We start from the raw sequence: 24,218 nt of genomic DNA on the forward strand, positions 1-24,218 counted from the left end.
AACCGTGTGAACTGCCAGAGCTATAACTCTACGCTCCGACTGATCCACACGGCTCTAAAATATTTATTTCAGCTTTGCGAGGATCTCATCTGCCGTCATACCGGATGCCAGCAGCTTCTTCAGCACATCCTCAGCTTCGGCTTTCTTTGCGGATTCCGCTGCTTTGGTTTCAGCGTCCTTTTTCTTACTCTCCAGCTTCACCAGTTCTTTGTCCAGTTTTTTGAGCGAGGCCTTCTTGGTTTTCAGGTCTGCTTTCAGAGCATCAATGTTCGCAGTGATAGATGCAATTTCAGCGGCAGCGGCTTCCTTTGCAGCCTGCTTTTCAGCAATCTGCGCAGCAAAGTCAACGGTTGCTTTTACGGTCTTGGGCCTGTTCTTGCTTCCTTTTGGACGGGGCATAAGGGACACCTCCAATGTTTTTTGATGGCTTCAGTATAACACTCGTCTTTTATGTTCGCAAGAGGTGCATTTGGTGGAATAAAAATATATCTTGGTCGAAACAATAAATTGATTTGAGAATATGAATATTTGAGCTGTGCTTATAGCCAGAAGGCTTCGCTTAGCTCCTTGTGAATGCTAATATATACTTGAGCCACCTACCTGCAAAATGACAGCGAATATTTGAGCCACCTAATAGCTTCCCGAGACGCAGACTACTATACGGGAGGCGATAGAAAGGTGGTCACATCGGTGGATGTCTACAAATCAATCCGTGCGCTACAACTCGAAGGCGTAACCAGTCAGCGAGCAGCAGCTAAAATTCTGGGTATTTCCAGAAACACTGTCAAGAAATATTGGATGGGCGATGCGGTTCCATGGGATCGGAAAACCTACCAGCGAGAAGCCTCTGTTGTAACGCCAGAAGTGAGGCAGTTCATTGAGCACTGCCTCGATACAGACACTGCGGAGGGTGTAAAGAAGCAGCGTCACACAGCGCGGCGGATTTACAATCGGCTCGTAGAAGAATTTGGTTACACGGGCAGCGAGTCTGCTATCCGAGCGGCAGTTCATGAAGCCAAGGCAAAGCGCAAAGAGAATGAAGTTTTTATTCCATTGAGGTTTGCTCCTGGTCAGGCACTACAGATTGACTGGGGAGAAGCTACAGTAAGATTGGCCGGCGAGAAAGTAATGGTAAACCTGTTTTGTGCGCGTATGAGTTATAGCTGCGCGCCCTATGTTATTGCTTACTGGCGGCAAAACTTGGAAAGCTTTCTCGATGCCATTATTCATACGCTCAACTATTTGGGCGGTATTCCGCGTTCTATTATCTTTGACAACGCCCGTGTAGCGGTAAAGAGTGGTTTCGGTACTCACGCAGCAGCACAGGATAATTATTCCCAACTGGCCGCACACTACGGATTCCAGCCTGTATTTTGCAATCCAGCTTCCGGGAATGAAAAAGGCCTTGTAGAGAATCTGGTAGGATATATCCGGCGCAATGTATGTGTGCCGCTGCCTCAAGTAGATTCTTTGGAAGATTTCAACACGAAATTGTTAGAACAGTGTGCCAAATACCTTAACCACAAAATCGACGGACGCTCTCAGGAAGTAGGAAAGATGCTGGCCGAAGAACAAGCTTATCTCCATCCGCTTCCCCAATATGTTCTCGATATTTCAAAGAAAGCCTACCCGAAAGTCAATCGCTATTCAACGGTGCTCTTTGATACCAATTACTATTCCATCCCTTGTAAATACAAGGGAAAGGACACCACTGTAAAGGCCTATCCCAATAGAGTTGAGATTTGGATTAACGGTCTTCTGGTGGCAACCCGCGACCGTTGCATGGGGCGAAAGCAGGAATCCTTGGATCTACGGCACTATTTGCCAATCCTAGAGAGGAAAGGACGTGCTATTCGTTACGCTCGTCCGGTTTTGAATGCAGTGCCTACTGAATTCCTGAAGTGGATGGAAAAGCAGCATTTGAACTCCGTGCAGATGGCAAACTCGCTCCGATTTATGCACCCATCAAAATTTCACCGGAGTGAATTTGGAGGTGGGTGTGGGGAGAGACCCTTATTGTTCGATATGGAACTTTCCGTAAATTCAAAAAGCTGCACCACTCGGTGAATAGTACAGCCTTTATACGACACTACCTCAATTTTGAAGATTTTCTGTTGACCGTCACGTCAGACACCTTCATATTCTTGTAGAGCACGAACCAATATATCATTATCATCCCGATTCCTTACTGCAATACGAATATATTGGTTTCCATTCTTGATTTTTTCCGTCAGATCCTTCACCAGAATATTTTTTTTAAGTAAAGCACAGCACAAATCATGGCTGTTTCCTTTTTTCAGTCGGCACATCAAATAATTCGCCTGTGACGGATAAACAGTAAGAAATAGATTTTTTTCAAGTTCTTCGGCAAAACGTTTCCGTTCTGTTTTAATTTTTTGTAAAGCTTTCACATAGTCCTTATCGTACTTTTCTTTGATCTGAAGGAAAAATTCTCCGAACGAGTTAATATTCCAAATGGAAACATCCTTCTTTAAATACGAAATCATCTCTTCATTACCACTTGCAAGGATTCCAAGCCTTGCTCCTGGAACTCCGTAAGACTTTGAAATGCTCTTGATAACATACAGTTCCTGATAACGCTTTAATACGTCCTCATTCAAGAGAGTAATATCATCCAATGATTTCTCATCTGCAAAGTCCACAAAGCTTTCATCAATAATCAAACGAATATTTCGTTCCTTGCACCAATCAATCAGCTTCAGCAAATGGTCGTAAGGAATATAGTTTCCACTTGGATTATCTGGATTAATTAAAACAAGTGTTCTAATCTCCTTATCAGCATAGAAATCCATTAGGTCACTTGCCGTATAACGGAAATCTTCTGTTTGAACAATATATGGGACAATTTGGGCTTTATCATATCGGTTAGGATATTCTTCAAATGTCGGGTAGATGCAGCCAATTTTTTCATCACCTTCCAACTGAATCTTATCCATTAACGATTTAATCAGTTCTGCAGCACCATTTCCAACAATAATGTGCTTTTGTTCAATTCCAAATGCTCCTGCTGCCAACAGCGAATTCACCTGCATTCCAGAAGGATATTCTGTCAGAAGGGTTTCGAAGTTCGACTTGATTTCTTCCTTCATTTTTTCAGGTGGATAATACGGATTCACAAGATAGCAGAAATCTAAAAGTTTCGGATAGCGCCAATAACCACCGTAGCGACTTGTAATTTTCCGGTAATGTTCACTTTCATTTTCTGCAAATAGCGACTCTGCAATATTCAAGTCCTGAATATTATCAATTTCATACCAAATCTGACCATTAAGTCGTTTCGCACGAATTTCCTTGGTCTCCAAAAGCGCAATCAACTTAATGACCGATTCATAGTATTCATTTTCACCCATCGCCTTTTCATAGGCAGACAAAAACGGAACATATGTATTCTTTGAAAACCCTGCACTGAACTTGTAAATATTTACTGTTTTGTAATAATTTTCTTTTTCAGAAAATTTCAAATATTTTCCCGGAATGAAGTCTGCAATACAATCATTTTCATCCAACTTCATACATGTTCCGTCCATCCAGCTTTCAAACTTGTCCACCAATGCCAATGTTTCTCTTTTGTCGTCCAAAAGCGCATCGATGACGGACTCTTCAAACACAAGATCTGATTCTAGCAGAAGTGTATCCTCATTGCAAAGATACTCTTTTGCCAGTGCTAAAGAGTAGATATTATTCGTTTTATTATAAATCGGATTATTTATATAACAGATTGGAGTTGCAATATTAAGGGTCTTGATATATTGAATCAAGTTATCTCCCTTATATCCAACAACGATAATAATCTTCGAAAGATGTTTCTTATCCAAAATACGAAGTGTACGCTCAATCATGGTAACTCCATTGACTTTTACCATGCACTTTGTATTATTGTTTGTCAGTTCTTTCAGGCGTTTTCCCATGCCTGCAGCCAAAATCAATCCTTGCATCTCTTATTAACCTTTCTTTTTGTAAAGTACAACTGTTTTTTATTTACCATCAATAAAATTTTGTGGAGTGCCTCTTAAGCATTTACATTTTCCATTAATTCAAAAAATCTTTTATTCCGTCTCCGTTGAGGAACATTAAAAATTTTTGTATATAAATACAGACTTACTTTTTAACATATCCTCTGTATTAAAATCATTTGGATTATATAACGAATTGCTTCTGCCGAACCATTTGTAATACAAATATCAGAGATATCTGTTCCAATATAATCTGCCAACACTTGCGTGAAGTGAAGCGTTTCTGGATATTGTGCCACCATCTGTGGGGTAACCTCCGCTAAAACCGATTCAACAAACTTCTGAGGCAAACCACCAGGATTTTCATTCAGATCTAGCCTAAGGAATTCTTTTCTTTCATTTTGATCAAAGACTCGAACCAGATTTTCTATATTATGGTCTAACCAGTACACTTTATAATCCTCCAATCCGGGAATACTCATCTTATTGTATATGTATTCAAAAACGCCTAACACTTATTTATCTAGTATTGATATATAAGATCCTCTTAAAAAATTACCTAAAAATATGCTCGTGCTCAGTATCCACCTGTGGTGTACTAAATACGAACGCCTTATGCCTCATTTAGTAATCCTCCAAGGAAAGCATTTCTAACTACAATATCAAATCAACCGTGAAATATAAGATTCTGTAAAGGAATTCATCTCAGGAAGCTTTGGAATTAGATAAATGCAAATACTATAGAGATGATATATGTTTATCTATTTTCTCCTTTTAAGACTTTTAAAATATTCCTGCTATTGCTTTGAACATCTCCATACCTTTCTCGTATCAGGGCTTTACGGTCATTTTGTTTTTCATCATATCCTGCGATTATTCTATAAAAATTATGTAAAAGGTCTTCTTTTGATCTAACTTGATAGCAAGTATTAATTATGTCTAGGGTGTATTCATTATATATGAAATTTGCAGAGGAATGACAATACAAAATAGGTCTGCCAGTAACAAAATACTCCGGAACAATTCCAGATGCATCCGTAATCAATAAGTCACTATTCCAGAACTGATTAAAGTATTCTTTTGACTCATCTAAAATAATGTTATTTTCGTTTTGGCAATAATCTTTAAATTGCTTTACATCCTGTTCAGTCATTTCACCTGTTTTAATAAAATTTCCAAACATAAGTGGATGCGGTCGCAAAACAAATAATATGTTAGGATTTTTTCTTGCTAATGAAAAAATCAGATTGTTATATTCAAAGAAATTACTACCTCCAATATATGGATCCGTTGACCACCGTGGAGTCCATAAAACAGTTTTTTCAAAGCAAGTGTCATCTGTTTTATCTATTTTACAACAGAGAATCTGCTCTAGGCCGACAGCACCGTATGGAAAGCAATTCTGGACACCTCGTTTGCACCCAAGCATAAATCTGTTTTCGTAGAATAACTGCTCATTCGCATCGAATGAAAAATAGATTGCAACATCTCTATAGTAATTTTTGTTTAGGGTGACATCTTCACCATTTTTTGTTAAACTTGCACCATATAGTACATTGCAAATCAAAGCATACTTTGCAATTTGTCCACTTGTATAACATTTAGGCATAAAATGATTATATGGCCGTGAATGAAACAAATAATCCGGTTGCAGTCTCTTTAAATCGAACCAGCTTCCATCCTCCTGCAACGCGTCGATTGCGTCATAGCCATGTTCAATAAAATATTGGTATGTGTCATTTCCCTTGCAATCCATTAGCTTGTGATTTTGGATATTTAGAGGCACACATACAATCACAGGATGAAAATGAGCATCTTGTTTCATTTTTGTGTAAACAGGTTCCAATTTATTCCATCCAGGAATATACTGCACAACAAAAACCACGTTCAACGCTTCACTGTTTTCAATCTTCTTCCTTACACGGTTCTTATTTTTTTCAATATAGTGGAGTGAAAAGCGATAATGTACCTCATTCAGTATATCCATTCCACCCTGCTTAAGTGTTTTATATGGATAATAAAGCACTTTTATTTTCTTGAGCTTCTCTTTATTCATTTTTATTTACCCCTAATTTGCTTCAATGCACCTAGAAATTTGTTTCGGTTCACAATTAGCAACCCCAGAACAGCTAAAGTTATTGCCATTCTGAAAACTAAATTTTCATATAGTGCCACGCCTAAAAAACCGCTTACTATAAAGCCTACAAAAATCAAAAACAACCCTTTATAATTGTAAAGATTATCAATCAACTGCCTCTTCTTCAAACACAGCTGCATAGTATAGTAATTCGAAAGAGCAAATACGATATAACTCATTAATGTCGTATATCCAGCAGCTACAAAACCATAGGCCGGAATAAAAATATAATTCATTATAATGTTTAAAATTGCTGCTCCGATTGATCCATATATAAGCATCTTTTTTTCTTCATAATAGAATTCCACATTGATGAAGAATTGGCAATAGAGCAGAAGAAATAAACTCATAGCCACCGGTGCAACAACATAAATAGCTGCCTTATATTGTTCCCCGGCCATGATCACGATAATTTCCGGTGCATACCAAATCACACACAAAATCATTAGGCCCATCAATATTGCTAGCATCAGAGAAATCGTTTGATTTTCACTGCTTTTATTATCTTTTATTTTTTCATATATCCAAGGAACATAAGAAGCGTTAATTGCATTTAAAACAAATGTCAAAAACATTGCCAGATTATACGCAACACCATACATTGCTGCATCACTTGTTCCTGCTATGTGACTAATCATAATACGGTCACTCTGGTTAAAAACAACCTGCGAAAGGTAGTATACCAGCAGCGGTATGTTGAATCCGGCCGCGTATTTCCAGAATTCTTTATTGTAGAAATGTTTTCCTTTCTGACTGTTGTATATAAAAAGAATAAAACCTATCAAAATGTTGACAATGGCATAACCAAAAATTCGTGCATATCCTTTTTCGCTTACAAGACTGACAAGGATGAATGCGATAACAGGGGATAAAATACTTGTCAATAATGTAACCACCACAACGCTTTTATATTTAAATTCAAAACGATTTTTTTCCATCCATAACTGTGTTGCCGTTGAAAAAATAATCTCAGCTACCATCAAAAGGACAAAAGGTGTTGGAAGTTCAAATAAACGGTTCCAAACATTTCGCAGTGGTAAATATACGGCCAAAAAAACACAGCAAAGAACAACGCTGATTCCCTGGATTGACGTAATATATTCGTCCCTTCGGCCTTCAAATTTTACCATTGCAGTTTGAAAAGAACCGTATGCAAGATTTAATGTAAGAAAAATAATTAAAATGCCCGACCAAGAAGAGTAAATAGTATACTGACCATACTGCTCTGTTGTAAGCAATCTTGTAAACAGCGGAAGTGTGATAAAAGATAAACATTTTTGAAGAATACTGCACACTGCGTATGCTGTAGAAACCTTTACAGTCAACGGTACCAGGCTGTATTTTTCTTTCCATCTTTTTATCATTCACATTTCCTCATTTATTTTAATATAATCCATACTGCAAATTTCTCATTTTGCCGGATTCTTTTGTACTTCATACCACAGCAAATCATCCATATCTTTGTATCGTGCCTGAACCTTCTCTGAAATATCAGATATTCTTTCAAAGCCATGCTTATTGTAAAATTTTACGGCACGTACATTTTGTGCGGAAACACACCAATATACGCGATTAAGGCCATATTCTTCGAATGCCTTCTGAATAATCTCACGCATTCCATACCACGAATACCCTTTGCCCATAGCACTTTTTCGGACTGTGATTGCAAATTCTGCACTTTGTTCTTTTCGATCAATATCTTTCAAGCTGACTGTTCCCATATACTCATCTGCATCTGTAGCAATTGCAAGATGAATATTTTCTTCTGTCATGTGAGCATTGTTTATAAACGCAATGCAATCGTCCAATGTTTTTTCTTTAAAACTTCCACGTAACCCACATACAACACTTTCATCATGCATCCATTCCAACATTAATGGAGCATCTTTTAGTTCAAGTTTTCTAATCCGCATAGCCTTTTCACCTAAAATTATTAATAGTATCAATTACATATTGCACCTGCTCGTCTGTTATGCCATAGAACATCGGCAGGCTCAACTCGGTAGCACTGATTTCCTCTGCAATTGGCAGTTCGCCCTGCTGGATACCAAGGTCTGCATAACACTTCTGCATGTGCATCGGGATAGGGTAATGTTTGTTCGTTCCAATGCCCTTCTCATTCAAATACTTTTCAAGTTCATCTCGGCGCTTGCAGCGAACAGCAAAAATGTGCCAGACCGGTTCAGCTTCCGGGATAACATATGGCAGAATCACTTCTTTATTGTGGATGCCATTCAGATACAATTGAGCAATACGGCGGCGCTCTGCATTCATTTTATCCAGGTGCGGCAGCTTTGCAGCAAGGAATGCTGCCTGCATCTCATCCAAACGAGAGTTATTACCCTGATAAATATGATGATACTTGTAATCCGAGCCATAATTGCCCAATGCACGAACTTTCTGTGCAAGTGCCTCGTTGTTTGTCACAGTTGCACCTGCATCGCCCAGTGCACCGAGATTCTTGCCGGGATAAAAGCTGAAGCCAGCTGCGTCACCAAAAGAGCCAATTCGCTGGCCTTTGTATGTGGATCCATGTGCCTGTGCACAATCCTCCACAATATACAAGCGATGCTTTTTTGCAATTTCCATAATAGGAGTCATATCGCAGGGCTGGCCGTACAGATGGACTGGCATAATGGCTTTTGTCTTTTCGGTAATCTTATCCTCAATTCTGGCTGGATCAATATTAAAGGTACGGATATCGGGCTCCACAAAAACAGGCGTTGCTCCGGTATAGGTAACCGCCAGTGCAGTTGCAATAAAGGTATTGGACGGCACGATCACCTCATCGCCTGCATGAATATCCAACGCCTTCAGTGCAAGCATCAACGCATCCAAGCCGTTTCCTGTGCCGACACAATAATTCACATGGCAGAAGTCTGCAAAAGCCTTTTCAAATGCTTCGTCTTCCTTTCCCTCGATATACCAGCTGCGCTCATAAACGCGCTCAAACGCTGCGCGCAGCTCAGTATCCAGCTCATGTTCCATAGGCAGAAAACTTACAAAAGGTACATTCATGATTCTTTTTCTCCTTCAATCCCAGTCGTGTCGCCACAATTTTTTACGAATTCCAAGAACTCATCGTAGTTTCTTATGTAGTCCGATTCGTCATACAATTCCGATGCTAGTACTAGCAATACTGCATCCGGCGAAAAGTCAAACATCTCTCGCCACATATTGTTAGAGACATAAAGGCCTTCATAAGGCTTTTCCAGCGGAACAACCTTCTTTTCGTGGCCGTTATCCAAACGAATCTTACAGCTGCCGTGAATACAAACCAGAATTTGCTGAAGGCTCTTATGCGCATGGTATCCACGCGTCACCCCATCAGCAGTATCATACATATAATAAACACGCTTGATACGGAAAGGGATGTCTTTGAACTCTTCTAATGCAACCAATTGTCCACGCTCATCGCCGTGGGGCTGGAATACATATTTTATTACTTGCATTTTCACTCACTTCCGTCTAATTTTATATATAACTTTTTCAATCATAACATCCGGATAAATCAAATATAGATAAAGTTTTGGAATCCATAAAGAAACCATCTCCCTTTTACATAGATATTCGATTTTCCTTTTTTGTAATTCTTTTAATTTTGCTATTTCTGCAACGCGGTCAACGTTATTATAAAGGTCTATATCCTTTTGTATAAGTGGGTTGGGCTTTCCATTAGATACTCCACCCAATCGATATTTTATGCTTATAATTTCGTATGCAGTTGACAGCACATTATCCCTTGTATACTGTGTAAGAAACGGACCATCCTCCCATAAAACATACTTTTCATCAAAATAGCCCCATATTTCCAAAAAACTTTTTTTAATATATAGTGCACTACCAGAAGCCATATCGTAAAATTCACCTGTTATAAATGCCAAATGTTGCTTTTCAGGTGTGTCGAGTTTTGCAATATATTTCTCGCTTTTTAAAGATGGCAACCTTTTTATTTCTTTTCCCGTTTCTGTGCAAACCATTCGGCTTGTAACCAAAACATCACACCTATTTTTGAGAAAAGCATCTACAATTTTGCTAATAACATCGTTTGAGTAAAACTCATCATCAGCAGACAACGGAATAAGTATTTCACCTGTAGCTGAACGATATGCATTGTTGATATTTTTTACGGTTCCTCTATTATATTTAGATGTTATGACATGAAATTCAATAATGTTTTCTTTTTTATTTTCTCTAACATATTCTTCGATTTCATCCATGGGAAAATTAGGTGAACCATCATCTGCAATTATATACTCAATATAGGGATATGTCTGGCTCAAAACAGAATCAATAGCATGAAATATATAATCAAATTTTTTGTAGCTCAACGTTACCACTGTAACTACTGGATTACCCATTTCAATCTCCCTTATTCATAAAATTACTGTTACGCATCTATCGAAAAGCATTGCACTGCTTTCTAGCTTGTTTAGTCAAAACAAGACTAAACAAAAGACACACATAAATCGAAATCATCCCGAACTCTCTACAGCAATATATTGTTCGTATAGACGTCTACATATATGGACGGATTTGTCATAAATAGCACTTTCCAAATCATTCCCATTAATAAAATCTTCCCGATTTCATAATAATATCTTTTCGTTAACTTTTTACTACGTCCTAGTGCGGCAGAAATAAAAATGAAGTTCATCAGGTTAAGATTTCGATATAAACGATAGACATTGGTGTTTACAATTAAAAATGGCAGAACAACTGCTGAATATAAGTTAATTTTTAAGACCACATCTCCAATAGCGTCATCTGTATTTTTCCAGAAATTCTCTTTCACCGAATTTATACAATAAAGATTTATTAGATATAGAAAAAAAAATGCAACCGATCCATACCGTGTTCCTGTAATATAATAGCTATAACGTTCTGGAACATTCAACGCACTTAGCAATACACTAAACACATTTATTTTAGCAATTGCATTTAACGGATATAATATGCAAAAGGTCAGAATTAAAACACTCGCTATATGATTAAATTGCACCTTTATTCTTCTGTTATTATATAATAGAACAAATGGAATATACAAAGCAAAAGATTTATGAAATCCGACTGCTCCAATCAGTATCAAAAAGGACATCCATCTTTTTCCGTTTTTCAGTAGAAATAAAGAACCCATCAAAAATACTGTAGCAATGTAATTCCGAAACTGAATCACATCGATAAATTGTTGCGCGAAGAAATACAACGCCCAAAAAACATTATAATTATTGGTTACGCTCCGTATGCATAGCCATAAAACAATCAACATCATACTTTGAAGTACCATAAGCATTGCTTGATAGTCGAGTCCTATCTTAATAAAAATTCGACATAAAAGCTGATACCCTTTATCTAGAGTATCAAAATCCTGATGTGTATAGCTCCAGTAGTATGTCATATAATCTAGATTGTATGTGTTTCCAGCAAGCACAACAAATGACAACACGAACGATAAAGCTGAAAGAAATTTTGATTTTCGTTTTAAAACTACTAATATAATATTGGCAACCCAGATAATATAGAAAATAAGCTTAAGCATCTCTGCTCCTTATTCGTTTTTGATTTTTATCCTTCCACATTTTTTAAAATATTATATGCCTCTTCTGTTTTCGACAGATGTATGCTACGGTCTTTTTTCCAATACGCAGCCGTAAGTAAAAGTTTTCTTAGTAAATACGCTTTCATCGCCTTTTGTTTTGTTCTTTTCGCTTCACTTTCTCCATAAAATTTTCTAACAAAAATCATATCATTCTGAAATAGCTTTTTTTGCTTGTTGTAGTTTACATTCTGCGCCTCACTTGCTCCGCCTAAATGAATCAGTGAAACACCAGAAATGAAATATATTTGTTTTTTCAAAATTACAGATATTTTTTTACATAAATCCATATCTTCTGTGTACATAAAATATTCTGTTGAAAAACCTCCAATAGCACGCGCATCTTTTGTTCGCATAACCATTTCGGCTCCAATAACCCAGTCAGGCTTAAAATCATCATTGGTTTTATAATAATTCAAAAAATATTTTTTTCTCAGCGATCTTGGCATAACTGCCCCGATGTGGAGAATTTCGCACGGAAGGCTCCAGCTATTTGCAAAATTAAAACAAGACGGTTGATTACTTCCATCTTTATTTTTCAAACGACATGCAACTAACCCAACTTCGCTTTGGTCTTCAAGTATTTCAATTGACGGAGTAAGAATATCTTCTGTTAAAATTACATCTGGATTCAAATAGCAAATGTATTCGCTTGAAACATTTTCCAGAGCAAGATTATTCGCTGCTGCAAATCCAAGGTTTTCCTTACTTTCTATTAATTCAGTCTCCGGAAATTTTTCTTTTATGATCTGTACTGTTCTATCATTTGAATTATTGTCAACTACAATCACTTTGCTATTCTTAGGAGAGTATCTAGAAACCGTAGACAAACAATCTTCAATTTCCTTCTCATTGTTCCACGTTACAATAATATATGTTCCGCTATTTTCATTCATATATTTTCTACTCCGCAAATCTCATTTTCGATTTTTCTCAGGTGTTTTTGGGCTACCTTTTCTGTTCGCCAACGCAAAAAAGCATTTGGAAGCAACTGCTTTATCTTTTTTCGAATACTATAATCCTTTCCAAGCCACGTTGCTGCATATTGATGGATGGAATAAGTGTGTTCATTTATATTCAATTTCTGCGTATCATTATCAAGTGGGTTGAAATATTCTTCCGGATAAACACACATGCCTTGTAAATGCTGAACTTGATTACACCATGGTTTTCCCACTTTCAATCCGCAACGGATCAGGCCGATTGTATTTGCCGCTGGGCAGGGAATATCATTATACGTTCCATCGGCATTTACAAAACTGCGGTTTTCGTAAATATCAAGCATTGCCTTTACAACCGGGTTGTGTGGTGCTGCTGCAAATCCGAGACCAGTGTTGGCTTCAATCGGATTCTGAAATCCGATGAAGCCAACACCGTCAGCGACCAGTGGTGTTACATCTTTTATCAGTTCAACATCTGTATCCAAATAGATACCGCCACTTTCATAAATTATTTTAAGACGTGCGTAGTCAGATACAAACGCCCATTTTGAAGCCTGGTAAGCTTCATAGCAGTATTGATTCTTAGTTACATCGAAATTATTTTCATTCCACTCTACAATTTCATAATCGGGACAGTATTCTTTCCATGATTCCATATATTTTTTGTATTGTTCCGGAAGTGGATTACCACCAAACCAACAATAATGAATTATTTTGGGAATCATATTATTCTCACTTTCTCAGTACTTTCTCAAACATAAACTTCCGCAGCCAGTTCGGAGCTAACGCTGACCCGCTACGAATCACACAGCTTTTTATGTACTGCCCTTTTCTTATAAAGCCTTGCTGCTTCATGAACTTGAACAGCTTTGCCTGCGACTTAGCATACTTCCAACCGGCACGCCGCAGGTACATATCCGAGCCGGCCCTCATATGGAGTAGCGGCTCTTGAATGTTGTAGCCTTGATACCCCGCCATCAGCATCCGGAGCCAAAGGTAATAGTCCTCCAACAAGTAGAAGTCCTGATAAGAACCAACAGCTTCAACTGCGGATTTCTTATACATCACGCAGGGATGATTAAACGGATTGCGCTTCTTTGCAAATTCTACAATTTCCGCATTCGTCTCCGGTGGCACACGCTTCGCATCGACGGTATTCGGATCAAGAGTAAACTCTTCCACAATGCCAGAGCAGATACTTACTTCTGGATGTGCGTTGAATACCGCCATCTGTTTTTCACAGCGATCCGGATACGCAATATCATCACTGTCCATTCTGGCAACTAGTTCATTTTTGCAATGTTTGATGCCCTCATTCAGTGCATTGCCAAGTCCACCGTTCTTAGCAAGGCGAACCACATTTAAAGTTATCCCCATCTCTCGCTGCTTTTTGGCAATCACCTTGTCCAGCGCATCATTCAGTGGTCCGTCACATACCAGTATGAAATCATCAGTTGGGAACGTCTGTGATTGAACACTTTCAATTGCTTGCTCGAGGTATTCTGGCTTTTCCTTATAATAAACGGACATCAAGACACTGTAATTCTGCATCATTCTTCTGTCTCCTGTCCCATCGCCGTAGTAGCACCCTCTGCCACACCTTCCGTGCTCTCCGGCATAAACAGGATCTTCACGGTCGCCAGCATGATTTTCAGATCCTCGATCAGGCTGGGATGTGCAATGTACATCAGATCCATCTGCAGCTTATCGTAGGGGGTGGTGTTGTACTTACCGTACACTTGTGCATAACCGGTCAAGCCAGCCTTTGCTTGAAGCCGCAACGCAAACTCTGGCATCTCTTCGCAATACTGGGCGGCAATCTCAGGGCGTTCCGGGCGTGGGCCTACAATGGACAAGTCTCCCTTCAAGATATTGAGAAGCTGGGGCAGCTCGTCCAGACGGCAGGCTCGGATGATATGGCCGACCTTCGTGATACGATCATCTTTGTCACCAGTGGAAAGACGCGCCACACCGTCTTTTTCTGCATCCACACGCATAGAACGGAACTTCAAAATCTCAAACTGCTTGCCGTCTTTGGTCAGGCGCACCTGCTTGTAAAAAGCAGGACCACCATCGGATTTGACTGCAATAGCCGTAATCAGAAACACCGGACTCAGGATAACCAGTGCCACCAGCGAGATCACAATATCCATGACACGCTTGACAAACAAGAACTCCGGGCTTGCCATGTAGCGGCCCACACGCAGCATGGGCAGATGGAACATGTGCATCGGCTGTGAACCGCTCATGATCACATCGCCCACACGAGGAATCACGAACACATTGATGCCCTGTCCCACACAGTATTTCAGGATGATGTTGCGCTCATGGCTGTGGACACCGCTGATGAACACGCTCTGCATTCCATCCAGCAGGCTCAGGTCGTTCAGACATTCCTCAACGTTCAAGGTCATCTTGACATCGTATTTTTTCGAGAGGCCATATTCATTGATGAGCTTTTCCAGTCCATGCCGGACATCGTAGACCACTGCGGTGGGCTGAGGCGGAAAAGTCCGGAAATACCAGGTATGGGCGCATCTTGCCCACAGGGTTGCCATCATGATCTGTCCGACAATCGCCGCAATACCCGGCAGAAGATTGCAGAGCCGCCGGGCCATCAGGCAGATGACAATGTACAGAATGCCATCGGTTGCCATGGCTGCCAGTACCTGTCCGTAGATCAACTCTGAAATGCGCTGCAAAGACATCCAGAACGCATCGTAGACTTTACCTAACAGAAAGAACAACACCGCAAACAGACCGATCATGGTCCAGTTGCCCCTCCAGCCAAACTTTGCATAGACCTGATACGAATAATACAGCTCCCAACAAAGTGCAAATGGAATTGTAATCATTATTAGATCAATGATTTTTACGACCTTCAACATCACATCATGCTGAAATTTTGACATAATACCCCAATAACTCCTTTAGCTTTTTCTTTTGTTCTTCGCTCAACTTGTCCGGCTCGCCTTGCAGCAACCGCTTCTGGTTGTATATCCACCGGCCAAGCCAGATGCCATCCGCAGTCTTGTATTTTGCCGGAATATCCAGATTTCCATGGCATCTTTTATATTCCTGCGCCAGCTCGTACCGGTGCTGCCACGGGTCAGGTTTCTCCCACTGTATTCCGATGGCATCCAGCAACTCAATGCGCTCTTGTGATAAAATTGCATTGCTTTTCTCCGGATTCCGATACGCATACTGCTGTCGCCGCACCCACTTTCCAAGAGCATAGCCCTCCGGTGAAACATAGGCCACCGGGACATCAAGGTTTCCATTTGCCTCAAAATAACGCTTGGCGGCACCATAGACCTCGTTCCACTGGCGATCATTACGGTTTCCCCAATAGATTCCTATTTCTTCCAGACGGCCGAGTTGGTCTTGGGAAAGCATTTCTTTTGCATATGCCGTCCTCTGATTCAAAATCCACGCACCCAGCTTTTCGCCCTCTTCAGTCGTGTAATTGACAGGAACATTCAAGTCGCCGTGCTTGGCGGCATAATTCATAGCAAGTGCATATCCCTGTTCCCATTTGGCATCAAATACGCTCCATATCATTCCCATCTGATCCAGTTGTCGAATGCGCTCTTCCGTCAGCTTTCCATCGTTTCGGCGTTTCCGCGCATTGTTGATCCACTTTCCCAGAGGATAGTCATCTTTCGTTTTGTATTTCACCGGGACCTGCAAATTCCCAAAATGTTCCCGAAATTTTCTCGCTTCTTCCAGACCACGTTCCCATGCGGCATCGTTGCGGTTGCCCCATTCCATCCCGATGCTGTCCAGCCGTGCGATTTGCTGTTCGGTCAAGTTCCCCGGAATCTGTCCCGCACGAACACGGCGCTGGGTCGTCAGCCATTCGCCAAGGCTCAATCCCGCCGGTGTGGTATAACGCTTTGGAATATTCAGGCTGTCATGCTCCGCATAGTAAATGCTTGCTTCCGAAAAATAATGGTCCCAACTAGAGGACAAGCTTGCCTGCAGCTGCTCGAACAGCACCCGGCAGTCATGCACCTGCTCGATGACCTCGAACCGCTCAGTGACGATTTTGTCACCCTCGCCGTTGGCATAGAGCCGATGAATAGCCTCCTGCATCTCGCCTTGCAGACCCGCAATGCTGCATAGTCCTTCGAAGTTGTTGACAACATCGAGGATAAGTGGAGCGGAATTATCCCCCGCAGTTAGTGCACGGCCAATCTGCTGTTTGTAGATAATAGGTGAGATAGTAGGCCGGAACAGGATGACACCTGAAATGCCTTCTACATGAACGCCCTCGTTCAGCATGTCGATGCAAAACAGCAGCTTCAGGCGGTCACTTTCATCGGCCTTGAAGTCGGCAAAAGCCTTGTCTGTACCGGGGTCATCCGAGTAGGCTTCGTACACCGCCACTTCCGCATTCACCTTTGCAAACCACTCCGGCACATGAGAGATCATTTCGTCCATGTGCTCCTTGTTGGCGCAGAACACGATGTACTTTCCGGACTTGTTCGTGATATGATGTTCAAAAACCTTGTCTAATCCATCTGCTTGTTCCAAGGCGCGACGCAGGGCATCCAGATATTTTTGATTCACATCCTGAATGCCGGGAGAACGCAAATTACCCACTCTTGTCTGATAGCGTGCCAAGTCTTTCTGGTACTGATAGACGGTGGTCACATAGTTCGGAGTAGGCAAAATACCCCTGACGATTGCTTCGCCAAGGGTCATGTCGCTCGCAACACGGCCATCAAAAAGCTCTTCGACCATATCGCGGTTATTATCCAGATAGCGGATGTTTGTTGCTGTCAACCCCAGCAGTTTCGCGTCCGGGCATAACTTCAGTAAAGCCACCGTGCTCTCGCCCCAACATTCCGCACCGGCACGGTGGAATTCGTCCAATATAATATAAGATGGCTGAAGTCCTGCGATTTCTGCAAGCTGGCCTTTGGTACAGCACATCAGCTTCGCATAGGTGTAAAAATGGACGTTCGCCAGCGGAAAGTCCGGGTCGTTCCTTTTCAGACTCTCCAGCTGTGTCTTAAAGATATATTCACTGGGAGAAAGCCAGATCACGACCTTCTCCGGGTTGTCCTCGATCAGCTTGAACGCAATGTAGCTCTTTCCGGTGCCGGTGGGGTGGACAATAGCAGCCTTGCCGTACTGCTCCATCATCCGGACTGCCGCATGATATGCTTTCTCGTTGTGCTCAAACAGACGTAATGCCACCTTGTTCACCCCTTTCCGCAGTAAAGGGGTATCCTTCACATGGAAAATGGAGGATACCGTTCCTTTGACATCGTTGTCCATAATCTCATCTTATTTTATCATGGTTATATCTGGGATTCAATAGAAAACATCATAAATGTATCACATTTGACCCTGAAAAAGCATCGCGAAGGCCGGATCATTTTTTTATTATGCCCAGTTCTGTATAATAATTCCAGCTGTAAACGAAGATGGAGAAAATAAGGGGTCAGATGGGGGTCTAAACAGCAGGAGGAAACAGCGATGGCGCGACGGGGAGAAAACATTCGCAAGCGTAAGGACGGTCGGTGGGAAGGCAGGTACATCAAGGCGCGCACACCGGAGGGGAAGATCCAGTGGGGTTACGTTTACGGAACGGCCTATGCGGAGGTCAAACGGGTACTAATCCAGAGAAAAGCGGAGGCGGGGTTCTACAACCTGAATCAAACCGACCTGACCTTTGAAGTACTGGCCGAGGTGTGGCTGTACTCCCTGAAAAACGCTATAAAAGAATCCACCTATGCGCATTATTCGTACACACTGCACAAATATCTTCTTCCGGTTTTGAGCAAGGTGCCCGTTGCATCCCTTGAGGAAAGCTTTCTGGAACAGGCCATGCAGCAAATCATCACGCCCACAGATGCGGCACACAAGCCACTGGGAAACTCCTCTGCCCGGGAATGCCTCTCGATGTTGCGTCGCATCTGCAAATATGCCGCTCATTTACGTCTGATTCGTCCAATGGAGCTGGAAGTTGCGTTGCCAAAAGCCGGCGACAAAATTTCTGCGCCTCTCTCCCCGGCGGAACAGCAGCGACTTCATCAATATGTACAGGCGAACCCTACGCCTCGCAAAATTGGCTTACTACTGGGGCTGGAATTGGGGCTTCGAATTGGTGAGATTTGCGGCCTGCAATGGGGCGATTTTGACCTGAAACTTGGCACGCTGAAGATCAACCGGACGGTCTGCCGAATTTCCTGCGGAAACGGTCATACAAAGGTGGTCATCCAAACGCCCAAAACCCGCACCTCCCGCCGGGAAATTCCAATCCCGAATCAGCTGCTTATTATGCTGAAAAAGCTGCGCGGAAAAGCCAGCAATGCTGCATGGTTCCTGTCCGGCAGCGAGTCCAAGCCAACCGAACCCCGCTGCTATCGGAAAAGCATCAAAGCGTATCTGAAGCAGGCGACTGTCCGTCAAGTGCGCCCGCACGCACTGCGCCACACCTTTGCAACGACCTGCCTGCAGGCTGGGTGCGATGTAAAGACCCTCAGCGAATTGTTGGGACACGCCAACGCCAACATCACCTTGCAGCGCTATGTGCACTCTGACCTGACCCGAAAGCGCAGGGAGATGAACCGGATATTCTCCTATCAGGTGTCTATGAGGGGTAGAAAAGCACTGAATCTGTTGGAATAACGCCAGATTTTTCCCACGGTCCTCCATTTTCCATGTGGAGGATACCTTTTTGTTAAATATATTCTTTGTCGTTACGCAGCCACGTATTCTCTATAGCATAAAATACTTTCATGATATACGCAGCTGCGTACGCAAAACTGCACGAACTTCTGTACCATCACATTGAGGTGAATTTCATCATGACAGTAAAAGATGCCGTTGCCAAACGCTTTGAACAGCTCTGCGACCAGCGGGAAATGCGTCCAAACGAGTTGGCGATCCGCGCGGGTGTGACACCATCTACGGTGTATAGCATGCTTAATCCATCCCGGTAACGTGTATCCATCGCTACCATTAAAAAGCTTCGTGATGGGCTTGATATCACGCTTGGTCAGTTCTTTTCCTGTGCGCTGTTCGATGAACTGGAGCAAGAGAACCAATAGCTCACCGAACGATCTGCTCGGCTTTCCCTGCAACGCGTACTCTCTTTTCTAAGTGAATTTTAGAATTTTATATCCATTATCAGCCTGATTTGTGCTCTTTTGCATGGGTCAGGCTTTTTTTTACGCTAAAAGACCCCTGCCCATCACATTTCTGTGAAAGGCAGAGGCCTTTTGCTGCTAGATTCTAATTCGGTCTGGGGAGATGGAACAACTATCTCATTCTACCGGGTCAGTGTCCCTTACCAGATTTTTAACTACCCCCCCCCCCCGGATGCTGGTGATCCGCACCACCGGGGTTTTGCTTCATGAATCATGTGGTTCATACGGTTGTGGTCGCAGGAATCTCACGTTGTCAGTAAAAAATCAACCAGAGGAACGACCAAGATTGCAACACCGTCTACCTCAATGTCAGAATCTTCCTCGTAGGTCACGATGATATGGTGGTGCGGTTCGGTCACGGTTGCAGCAATTTTCTTCAGCAGATCGTTGTTTGTAGTAGTTTCTCCCACTGCTCATTTTGTCTATCATATAAGACATTATAGCATATTCTATGTTCTATATATAAGACAAGCAAAATAATTTCTTGCATCATTTTTTGTCATGTATTATATTATTTATACTACAAATTCTGACGCAACTCAATCAATTTCCAATACATTTTCTGATAATTTTCGCCGTGCTTTCTATCTCTGTCACTTACAATCTTGACACCATACCCTTGAAGCCAGTCATTCAATTTCACTTGTCCCGTCATTCTATCGTAATAGCGTTCAATATATCCAAACTCCATGATTTCTGTTGTCATCTTCTCTGGATTCATCGGCTGATTCAGGTGCGCATAGAGTCACTCCTCCAAATCCTTAAACCGATACGCTTTGATTGGCTGGCGCAGGTCGAACAGTAACATAATACAGAAATTCATCGCGGAGATCCTTCAAACACATAAAAAACACCCTTCCTCTCACGGAAACCCGCAAAAGGAAGGGTGTTGAACTCATTATCCTGTTGTCGTACCAATCACAGCATGTTCGTACCAGCAAAGCCAATACTAGTTGTCATTCAGCACGACACCTCAAGCACTTTTGAGCGTAGAGCTGTGATTAGCAGTTCTCAGCAAAGTACTTAATGGTACGGACCATCTGAGAGGTGTAGGAGTTCTCGTTGTCGTACCAGGACACGACCTGAACCTGATAGGTGTCGTCGTCGATCTTAGCGACCATGGTCTGGGTAGCGTCGAACAGAGAGCCGTAACGCATGCCGATGACATCGGAAGAAACGATCAGATCCTCGTTGTAGCCGAAGGACTCAGAAGTAGCAGCCTTCATAGCAGCATTGATGGACTCCTTGGTGACATCCTTGCCCTTGACAACGGCAACCAGGATGGTGGTAGAACCGGTGGGAACGGGCACACGCTGAGCAGAGCCGATCAGCTTGCCGTTCAGCTCGGGGATGACCAGGCCGATAGCCTTAGCAGCGCCGGTGCTGTTGGGAACGATGTTCTGTGCGCCAGCACGAGCACGGCGCAGGTCGCCCTTGCGCTGAGGACCATCCAGGATCATCTGGTCGCCGGTGTAAGCATGAACAGTGGTCATGATGCCGGAAACGATGGGGTAGGTCTTGTTCAGGGTGTCAGCCATGGGTGCCAGGCAGTTGGTGGTGCAGGAAGCAGCAGAGATGACCTGATCCTCAGCGGTCAGGGTCTTCTCGTTGACGGAGAAGACGATGGTCTTCAGGTCGTTGCCTGCGGGAGCAGAGATAACGACCTTCTTTGCGCCAGCCTGGATGTGAGCCATGCTCTTCTCCTTGCTGGTGTAGAAGCCGGTGCACTCCAGAACGACATCAACGTTCAGCTCGCCCCAAGGAGCATCCTTTGCGTCCTTAACAGCGTAGATCTTGATCTCCTTGCCGTCGACGATGATGGAATCCTCGGTAGCCTCGACAGTGTGCTTGGCTTCGCCGATCTTGCCGCAGAAGGAACCCTGAGCGGTATCGTACTTCAGCAGGTGAGCCAGCATCTTGGGGCTGGTCAGATCGTTGATTGCAACGACCTCGTAACCCTCAGCATCAAACATCTGACGGAAAGCCAGACGGCCAATACGACCAAAACCATTGATAGCAACTCTAACAGCCATGTTAATAGTACCTCCTAAATGTTCTTACCCTTTTATCGGATAATAATCACGGTAGCTTTATTATAGACCAAATCGCGGAAACCTTCAAGTGCCCGCCAAAAAATTAACAAGGTAATTTCACACTTTTTTGTTTTTGAACGATTTTCACAGCTTTTATGGGAATCTTTTCAGCAATTCAACCAACGGCGTGTCGGGGTATTGCAGGCCTTCCGTCACTTCCTGCCACCCGCGCCACAGTGAAAAGCCCCAGCGCGCCGATGCAGCACATGCCAAGGCCAAACAGCACCTCGGGCAGGTCGGCTGCCGTGATGCCGTGGAACAGCAGCACCAGCACCCGGGGCAGTTCCCAGCAGAAGCAGAGCAGGAACGTGCAGATCCCGGCCTCGCACAGCTGGCAGCCGTTGGACGTTTCCGGCAGCCAAAGGGCGCGGATCATCGCCGAAAGGAACACCAGCGCGGCCAGCATCTGCCAGACCATGGCAGTCGGCTCCACCCGGTGCCAGCTGGAGCTGTTCTCCATAAAGCGGCTCAGCACCCCCCAGTAGAACACCGCCGTGCCAAGCACTGCCGGGGTCATGCTCCGGCCGGGCAGACGATATTCTCCCTTATGCGTCCAGCTGCGGCCCAGTCGGATCAGCCAGACAGCGCACACCAGCTCCAACACAGCACGCACCAGCGCGCCAACGCCGGTCATGCCCACTGCCAGACGCACCGCACCGGCCAGGCCGACACACACGCCGCCCAGCACCGATGTAACTCCCACCGGTTTGCACGCACTGCGCAGAACAAGGGGCTGGCGGGCCAGCTTCCGGGCGGCAATGATACCAACGACCAGCGCCGCCCACAGGCTGCCGTACCGCAGCCAGACAGAGCCCGCTGTGCACAGGCCGGTATTCCAGTCCGTCCACAGGGCAAGATCAAGCCCGCGCCCAATGGCAAGGGCACCACCACAGGTGAAAATCAGCACAAATAAAGCGTTCATCAGCGTTCCTCGATCGGTTTATATTTCTGGCGCACGCCCAGATACTTATAGGCGGGCCGGATGATCCGGTTGGCAAAAATGACTTCCTCCACCCGGTGTGCGCACCAACCCGGCACACGGGCAATGGCGAACAGCGGGGTGTAGATATCCTCAGAGATGCCCAGCATGTTGTAGATCAGGCCGCTGAACAGGTCCACATTGGCGCACACCGGCTTGCTGCTGCCCTTCTCCTCGGCAAAGATATCGGGAGCCAGCCGCTCGATGCTGCACAGCATGTTGTACTCTTCCTCAAAGCCCTTCTCGTAGGCCAGGTGCTTGGCGCGCTCCTTCAGGATGACCTCACGGGGGTCGCTCATGGTATAGACCGCATGGCCCATGCCGTAGATCAGGCCGGAGCCGTCGCCCGCCTGCTTGCGCAGGATGCGGCGCAGATACTCGCGCACCTCGTCGTCATCCTCCGGGTGCTCCACATGCTTGAGAATATCCTGCAGCTGACGGTTGACCATCAGGTTGGCACCGCCGTGCTTGGGGCCCTTCAGCGCGCCAATGGCGGCTGCAATGGCCGAGTAGGTGTCGGTGCCCGAGGAGGACAGCACACGGGCGGTAAAGGTGGAGCAGTTGCCGCCGCCGTGGTCTGCGTGAACCAGCAGGCACATATCCAGCAGCTTGGCTTCCTCGTGGGTAAACTTCTGGTCCGGGCGGTAGGTGCTCAGGATGTGCTCCGCGGTGCTCTGGCCGGGCTTGGGCATGTGGAAGAACATGCTCTGCTTGTCATAATAGCGGCGCTTCATCTGGTAAGCGTTCACCATCATGGTGGGCATACTGGCGATCAGATTGATGCTCTGGTTCAGGATATTCTCCAGCGTCAGGTCCTCGGCGTGCTCGTCGTAGGAATACAGGCCCAGCACGCACCGCTGCATCTTGTTCATAATATTGGGCGAAGGAGCATTCATGGTATCCATAAAGCCATCGGGCAGGGCGCGGTGCTCTGCCAGCAGCTCACAGAAATCGTCCAGCTGCTCCTGGGTGGGCAGGCTGCCGAACAGCAGCAGCCAGATGACCTCTTCAAACACAAAGCGGTCGTTGCGGTAGGCCTCGTTCACGATCTCGTTGATGTCCACACCGCGGTAGATCAGACGACCCGGAATGGGAATGACATGCCCCTCCTGATCCTTTTTGTAGCCCACAACGTCACAGACATTGGTCAGGCCTGCCAGCACACCGGTGCCATCCGGGTTGCGCAGGCCGCGCTTGACACCGAGACGCTCACTCGTCTCCGGATCGATGTAGTTGTTTGCCAGATACTCTTCACACAGCGTCCGCATGGTCTGCGGGTCCAGCGACGCTACTTCTGCATGGGTATAGTTCATGCGCGAATTTCCCCTTTCTCTT

At 44.0% G+C, this 24,218-nt stretch carries 21 protein-coding genes; 2 read left to right on the forward strand and 19 right to left on the reverse strand.

What is annotated here, in order from left to right:
* Positions 1 to 63 precede the first annotated feature (63 nt).
* Positions 64 to 399 (reverse strand): hypothetical protein, encoded by a 336-nt coding sequence (locus P0G09_RS04715; protein ID WP_275252074.1) that lies wholly within the window; start codon positions 397 to 399, stop codon positions 64 to 66.
* Positions 400 to 690: 291 nt separating this feature from the next.
* On the opposite strand from P0G09_RS04715, the gene istA reads away from it, so the two are divergent.
* Positions 691 to 2,067: an IS21 family transposase gene (gene istA / locus P0G09_RS04720; RefSeq protein ID WP_275252075.1), complete on the forward strand. Its 1,377-nt coding sequence runs from the start codon at positions 691 to 693 to the stop codon at positions 2,065 to 2,067.
* Between the two features lie 59 nt (positions 2,068 to 2,126).
* Here the strand turns inward: istA and P0G09_RS04725 are convergent, their stop codons facing one another.
* From P0G09_RS04725 to P0G09_RS04790, 14 genes are all read right to left on the reverse strand, one after another.
* Positions 2,127 to 3,956, reverse strand: coding sequence for an aminotransferase class I/II-fold pyridoxal phosphate-dependent enzyme (locus P0G09_RS04725; RefSeq protein WP_275252076.1), 1,830 nt, complete (start codon positions 3,954 to 3,956; stop codon positions 2,127 to 2,129).
* 170 nt (positions 3,957 to 4,126) lie between these two features.
* The gene (locus P0G09_RS04730) at positions 4,127 to 4,426 is read right to left on the reverse strand and encodes a hypothetical protein (protein WP_275252077.1); all 300 of its coding nucleotides are present in this window, start codon (positions 4,424 to 4,426) and stop codon (positions 4,127 to 4,129) included.
* Between the two features lie 305 nt (positions 4,427 to 4,731).
* Positions 4,732 to 6,030 (reverse strand): CDP-glycerol glycerophosphotransferase family protein, encoded by a 1,299-nt coding sequence (locus tag P0G09_RS04735; RefSeq protein ID WP_275252078.1) that lies wholly within the window; start codon positions 6,028 to 6,030, stop codon positions 4,732 to 4,734.
* A 2-nt stretch (positions 6,031 to 6,032) separates the two neighbouring features.
* On the reverse strand, positions 6,033 to 7,475 hold the full coding sequence (locus tag P0G09_RS04740) for an oligosaccharide flippase family protein (protein WP_275252079.1): 1,443 nt from the start codon (positions 7,473 to 7,475) through the stop codon (positions 6,033 to 6,035).
* 45 nt (positions 7,476 to 7,520) lie between these two features.
* Positions 7,521 to 8,024, reverse strand: a complete 504-nt coding sequence (locus P0G09_RS04745) for a GNAT family N-acetyltransferase (protein ID WP_275252080.1) — start codon at positions 8,022 to 8,024, stop codon at positions 7,521 to 7,523.
* Positions 8,025 to 8,031: 7 nt separating this feature from the next.
* The gene (locus P0G09_RS04750) at positions 8,032 to 9,129 is read right to left on the reverse strand and encodes a DegT/DnrJ/EryC1/StrS family aminotransferase (RefSeq protein ID WP_275252081.1); all 1,098 of its coding nucleotides are present in this window, start codon (positions 9,127 to 9,129) and stop codon (positions 8,032 to 8,034) included.
* Positions 9,126 to 9,563, reverse strand: coding sequence for an FdtA/QdtA family cupin domain-containing protein (locus P0G09_RS04755; protein WP_275252175.1), 438 nt, complete (start codon positions 9,561 to 9,563; stop codon positions 9,126 to 9,128). The genes P0G09_RS04750 and P0G09_RS04755 overlap by 4 nt, the downstream gene beginning before the upstream one ends.
* Before the next feature lie 6 nt (positions 9,564 to 9,569).
* Positions 9,570 to 10,472, reverse strand: coding sequence for a glycosyltransferase family 2 protein (locus tag P0G09_RS04760; RefSeq protein WP_275252082.1), 903 nt, complete (start codon positions 10,470 to 10,472; stop codon positions 9,570 to 9,572).
* A gap of 128 nt (positions 10,473 to 10,600) precedes the next feature.
* Positions 10,601 to 11,650 carry an EpsG family protein gene (locus P0G09_RS04765; RefSeq protein ID WP_275252083.1) on the reverse strand — a complete coding sequence of 350 codons (1,050 nt, stop codon included), beginning with the start codon at positions 11,648 to 11,650 and terminating at the stop codon, positions 10,601 to 10,603.
* 26 nt (positions 11,651 to 11,676) lie between these two features.
* Complete coding sequence (locus P0G09_RS04770) at positions 11,677 to 12,603, reverse strand: glycosyltransferase family 2 protein (protein ID WP_275252084.1); 927 nt, start codon at positions 12,601 to 12,603, stop codon at positions 11,677 to 11,679.
* Positions 12,600 to 13,373: a glycosyltransferase gene (locus P0G09_RS04775; RefSeq protein ID WP_275252085.1), complete on the reverse strand. Its 774-nt coding sequence runs from the start codon at positions 13,371 to 13,373 to the stop codon at positions 12,600 to 12,602. Before P0G09_RS04775 ends, P0G09_RS04770 begins: the two co-directional genes overlap by 4 nt.
* Before the next feature lie 7 nt (positions 13,374 to 13,380).
* Positions 13,381 to 14,202, reverse strand: a complete 822-nt coding sequence (locus P0G09_RS04780; protein WP_275252086.1) for a glycosyltransferase — start codon at positions 14,200 to 14,202, stop codon at positions 13,381 to 13,383.
* Positions 14,199 to 15,560 carry a sugar transferase gene (locus tag P0G09_RS04785; RefSeq protein ID WP_275252087.1) on the reverse strand — a complete coding sequence of 454 codons (1,362 nt, stop codon included), beginning with the start codon at positions 15,558 to 15,560 and terminating at the stop codon, positions 14,199 to 14,201. Before P0G09_RS04785 ends, P0G09_RS04780 begins: the two co-directional genes overlap by 4 nt.
* Positions 15,541 to 17,934, reverse strand: coding sequence for a Helicase associated domain protein (locus P0G09_RS04790; protein ID WP_275252088.1), 2,394 nt, complete (start codon positions 17,932 to 17,934; stop codon positions 15,541 to 15,543). The genes P0G09_RS04785 and P0G09_RS04790 overlap by 20 nt, the downstream gene beginning before the upstream one ends.
* Before the next feature lie 201 nt (positions 17,935 to 18,135).
* Between P0G09_RS04790 and P0G09_RS04795 the strand changes: the two genes are divergently transcribed.
* A complete protein-coding gene (locus P0G09_RS04795) occupies positions 18,136 to 19,290 on the forward strand; it encodes a site-specific integrase (protein ID WP_275252089.1) in 1,155 nt (384 codons plus the stop codon).
* A gap of 71 nt (positions 19,291 to 19,361) precedes the next feature.
* Here the strand turns inward: P0G09_RS04795 and P0G09_RS04800 are convergent, their stop codons facing one another.
* From P0G09_RS04800 to P0G09_RS04815, 4 genes are all read right to left on the reverse strand, one after another.
* Positions 19,362 to 19,745: a hypothetical protein gene (locus tag P0G09_RS04800; protein WP_275252090.1), complete on the reverse strand. Its 384-nt coding sequence runs from the start codon at positions 19,743 to 19,745 to the stop codon at positions 19,362 to 19,364.
* Between the two features lie 1,067 nt (positions 19,746 to 20,812).
* Positions 20,813 to 21,844, reverse strand: coding sequence for a type I glyceraldehyde-3-phosphate dehydrogenase (gap, locus tag P0G09_RS04805; protein ID WP_156060671.1), 1,032 nt, complete (start codon positions 21,842 to 21,844; stop codon positions 20,813 to 20,815).
* A 175-nt stretch (positions 21,845 to 22,019) separates the two neighbouring features.
* Positions 22,020 to 22,826 (reverse strand): hypothetical protein, encoded by an 807-nt coding sequence (locus P0G09_RS04810; protein ID WP_275252091.1) that lies wholly within the window; start codon positions 22,824 to 22,826, stop codon positions 22,020 to 22,022.
* The gene (locus P0G09_RS04815; RefSeq protein ID WP_005931146.1) at positions 22,826 to 24,196 is read right to left on the reverse strand and encodes a citrate synthase; all 1,371 of its coding nucleotides are present in this window, start codon (positions 24,194 to 24,196) and stop codon (positions 22,826 to 22,828) included. The genes P0G09_RS04810 and P0G09_RS04815 overlap by 1 nt, the downstream gene beginning before the upstream one ends.
* Positions 24,197 to 24,218 lie beyond the last annotated feature (22 nt).

Origin of the sequence: Faecalibacterium sp. DFI.5.82 (genome assembly GCF_029076575.1) — a bacterium.
Classification (GTDB): domain Bacteria; phylum Bacillota; class Clostridia; order Oscillospirales; family Ruminococcaceae; genus Faecalibacterium; species Faecalibacterium duncaniae.

What these genes read in the sequence shown, in the direction of transcription:
- P0G09_RS04715 (WP_275252074.1), bottom strand. Translation starts at nt 399, where the DNA reads ATGCCCCGTCCAAAAGGAAGCAAGAACAGGCCCAAGACCGTAAAAGCA.
- P0G09_RS04725 (WP_275252076.1), bottom strand. Translation starts at nt 3,956, where the DNA reads ATGCAAGGATTGATTTTGGCTGCAGGCATGGGAAAACGCCTGAAAGAA.
- P0G09_RS04735 (WP_275252078.1), bottom strand. Translation starts at nt 6,030, where the DNA reads ATGAATAAAGAGAAGCTCAAGAAAATAAAAGTGCTTTATTATCCATAT.
- P0G09_RS04740 (WP_275252079.1), bottom strand. Translation starts at nt 7,475, where the DNA reads ATGATAAAAAGATGGAAAGAAAAATACAGCCTGGTACCGTTGACTGTA.
- P0G09_RS04745 (WP_275252080.1), bottom strand. Translation starts at nt 8,024, where the DNA reads ATGCGGATTAGAAAACTTGAACTAAAAGATGCTCCATTAATGTTGGAA.
- P0G09_RS04750 (WP_275252081.1), bottom strand. Translation starts at nt 9,129, where the DNA reads ATGAATGTACCTTTTGTAAGTTTTCTGCCTATGGAACATGAGCTGGAT.
- P0G09_RS04755 (WP_275252175.1), bottom strand. Translation starts at nt 9,563, where the DNA reads ATGCAAGTAATAAAATATGTATTCCAGCCCCACGGCGATGAGCGTGGA.
- P0G09_RS04760 (WP_275252082.1), bottom strand. Translation starts at nt 10,472, where the DNA reads ATGGGTAATCCAGTAGTTACAGTGGTAACGTTGAGCTACAAAAAATTT.
- P0G09_RS04765 (WP_275252083.1), bottom strand. Translation starts at nt 11,650, where the DNA reads ATGCTTAAGCTTATTTTCTATATTATCTGGGTTGCCAATATTATATTA.
- P0G09_RS04770 (WP_275252084.1), bottom strand. Translation starts at nt 12,603, where the DNA reads ATGAATGAAAATAGCGGAACATATATTATTGTAACGTGGAACAATGAG.
- P0G09_RS04775 (WP_275252085.1), bottom strand. Translation starts at nt 13,373, where the DNA reads ATGATTCCCAAAATAATTCATTATTGTTGGTTTGGTGGTAATCCACTT.
- P0G09_RS04780 (WP_275252086.1), bottom strand. Translation starts at nt 14,202, where the DNA reads ATGATGCAGAATTACAGTGTCTTGATGTCCGTTTATTATAAGGAAAAG.
- P0G09_RS04785 (WP_275252087.1), bottom strand. Translation starts at nt 15,560, where the DNA reads ATGTCAAAATTTCAGCATGATGTGATGTTGAAGGTCGTAAAAATCATT.
- P0G09_RS04790 (WP_275252088.1), bottom strand. Translation starts at nt 17,934, where the DNA reads ATGGACAACGATGTCAAAGGAACGGTATCCTCCATTTTCCATGTGAAG.
- P0G09_RS04795 (WP_275252089.1), top strand. Translation starts at nt 18,136, where the DNA reads ATGGCGCGACGGGGAGAAAACATTCGCAAGCGTAAGGACGGTCGGTGG.
- gap (WP_156060671.1), bottom strand. Translation starts at nt 21,844, where the DNA reads ATGGCTGTTAGAGTTGCTATCAATGGTTTTGGTCGTATTGGCCGTCTG.
- P0G09_RS04810 (WP_275252091.1), bottom strand. Translation starts at nt 22,826, where the DNA reads ATGAACGCTTTATTTGTGCTGATTTTCACCTGTGGTGGTGCCCTTGCC.
- P0G09_RS04815 (WP_005931146.1), bottom strand. Translation starts at nt 24,196, where the DNA reads ATGAACTATACCCATGCAGAAGTAGCGTCGCTGGACCCGCAGACCATG.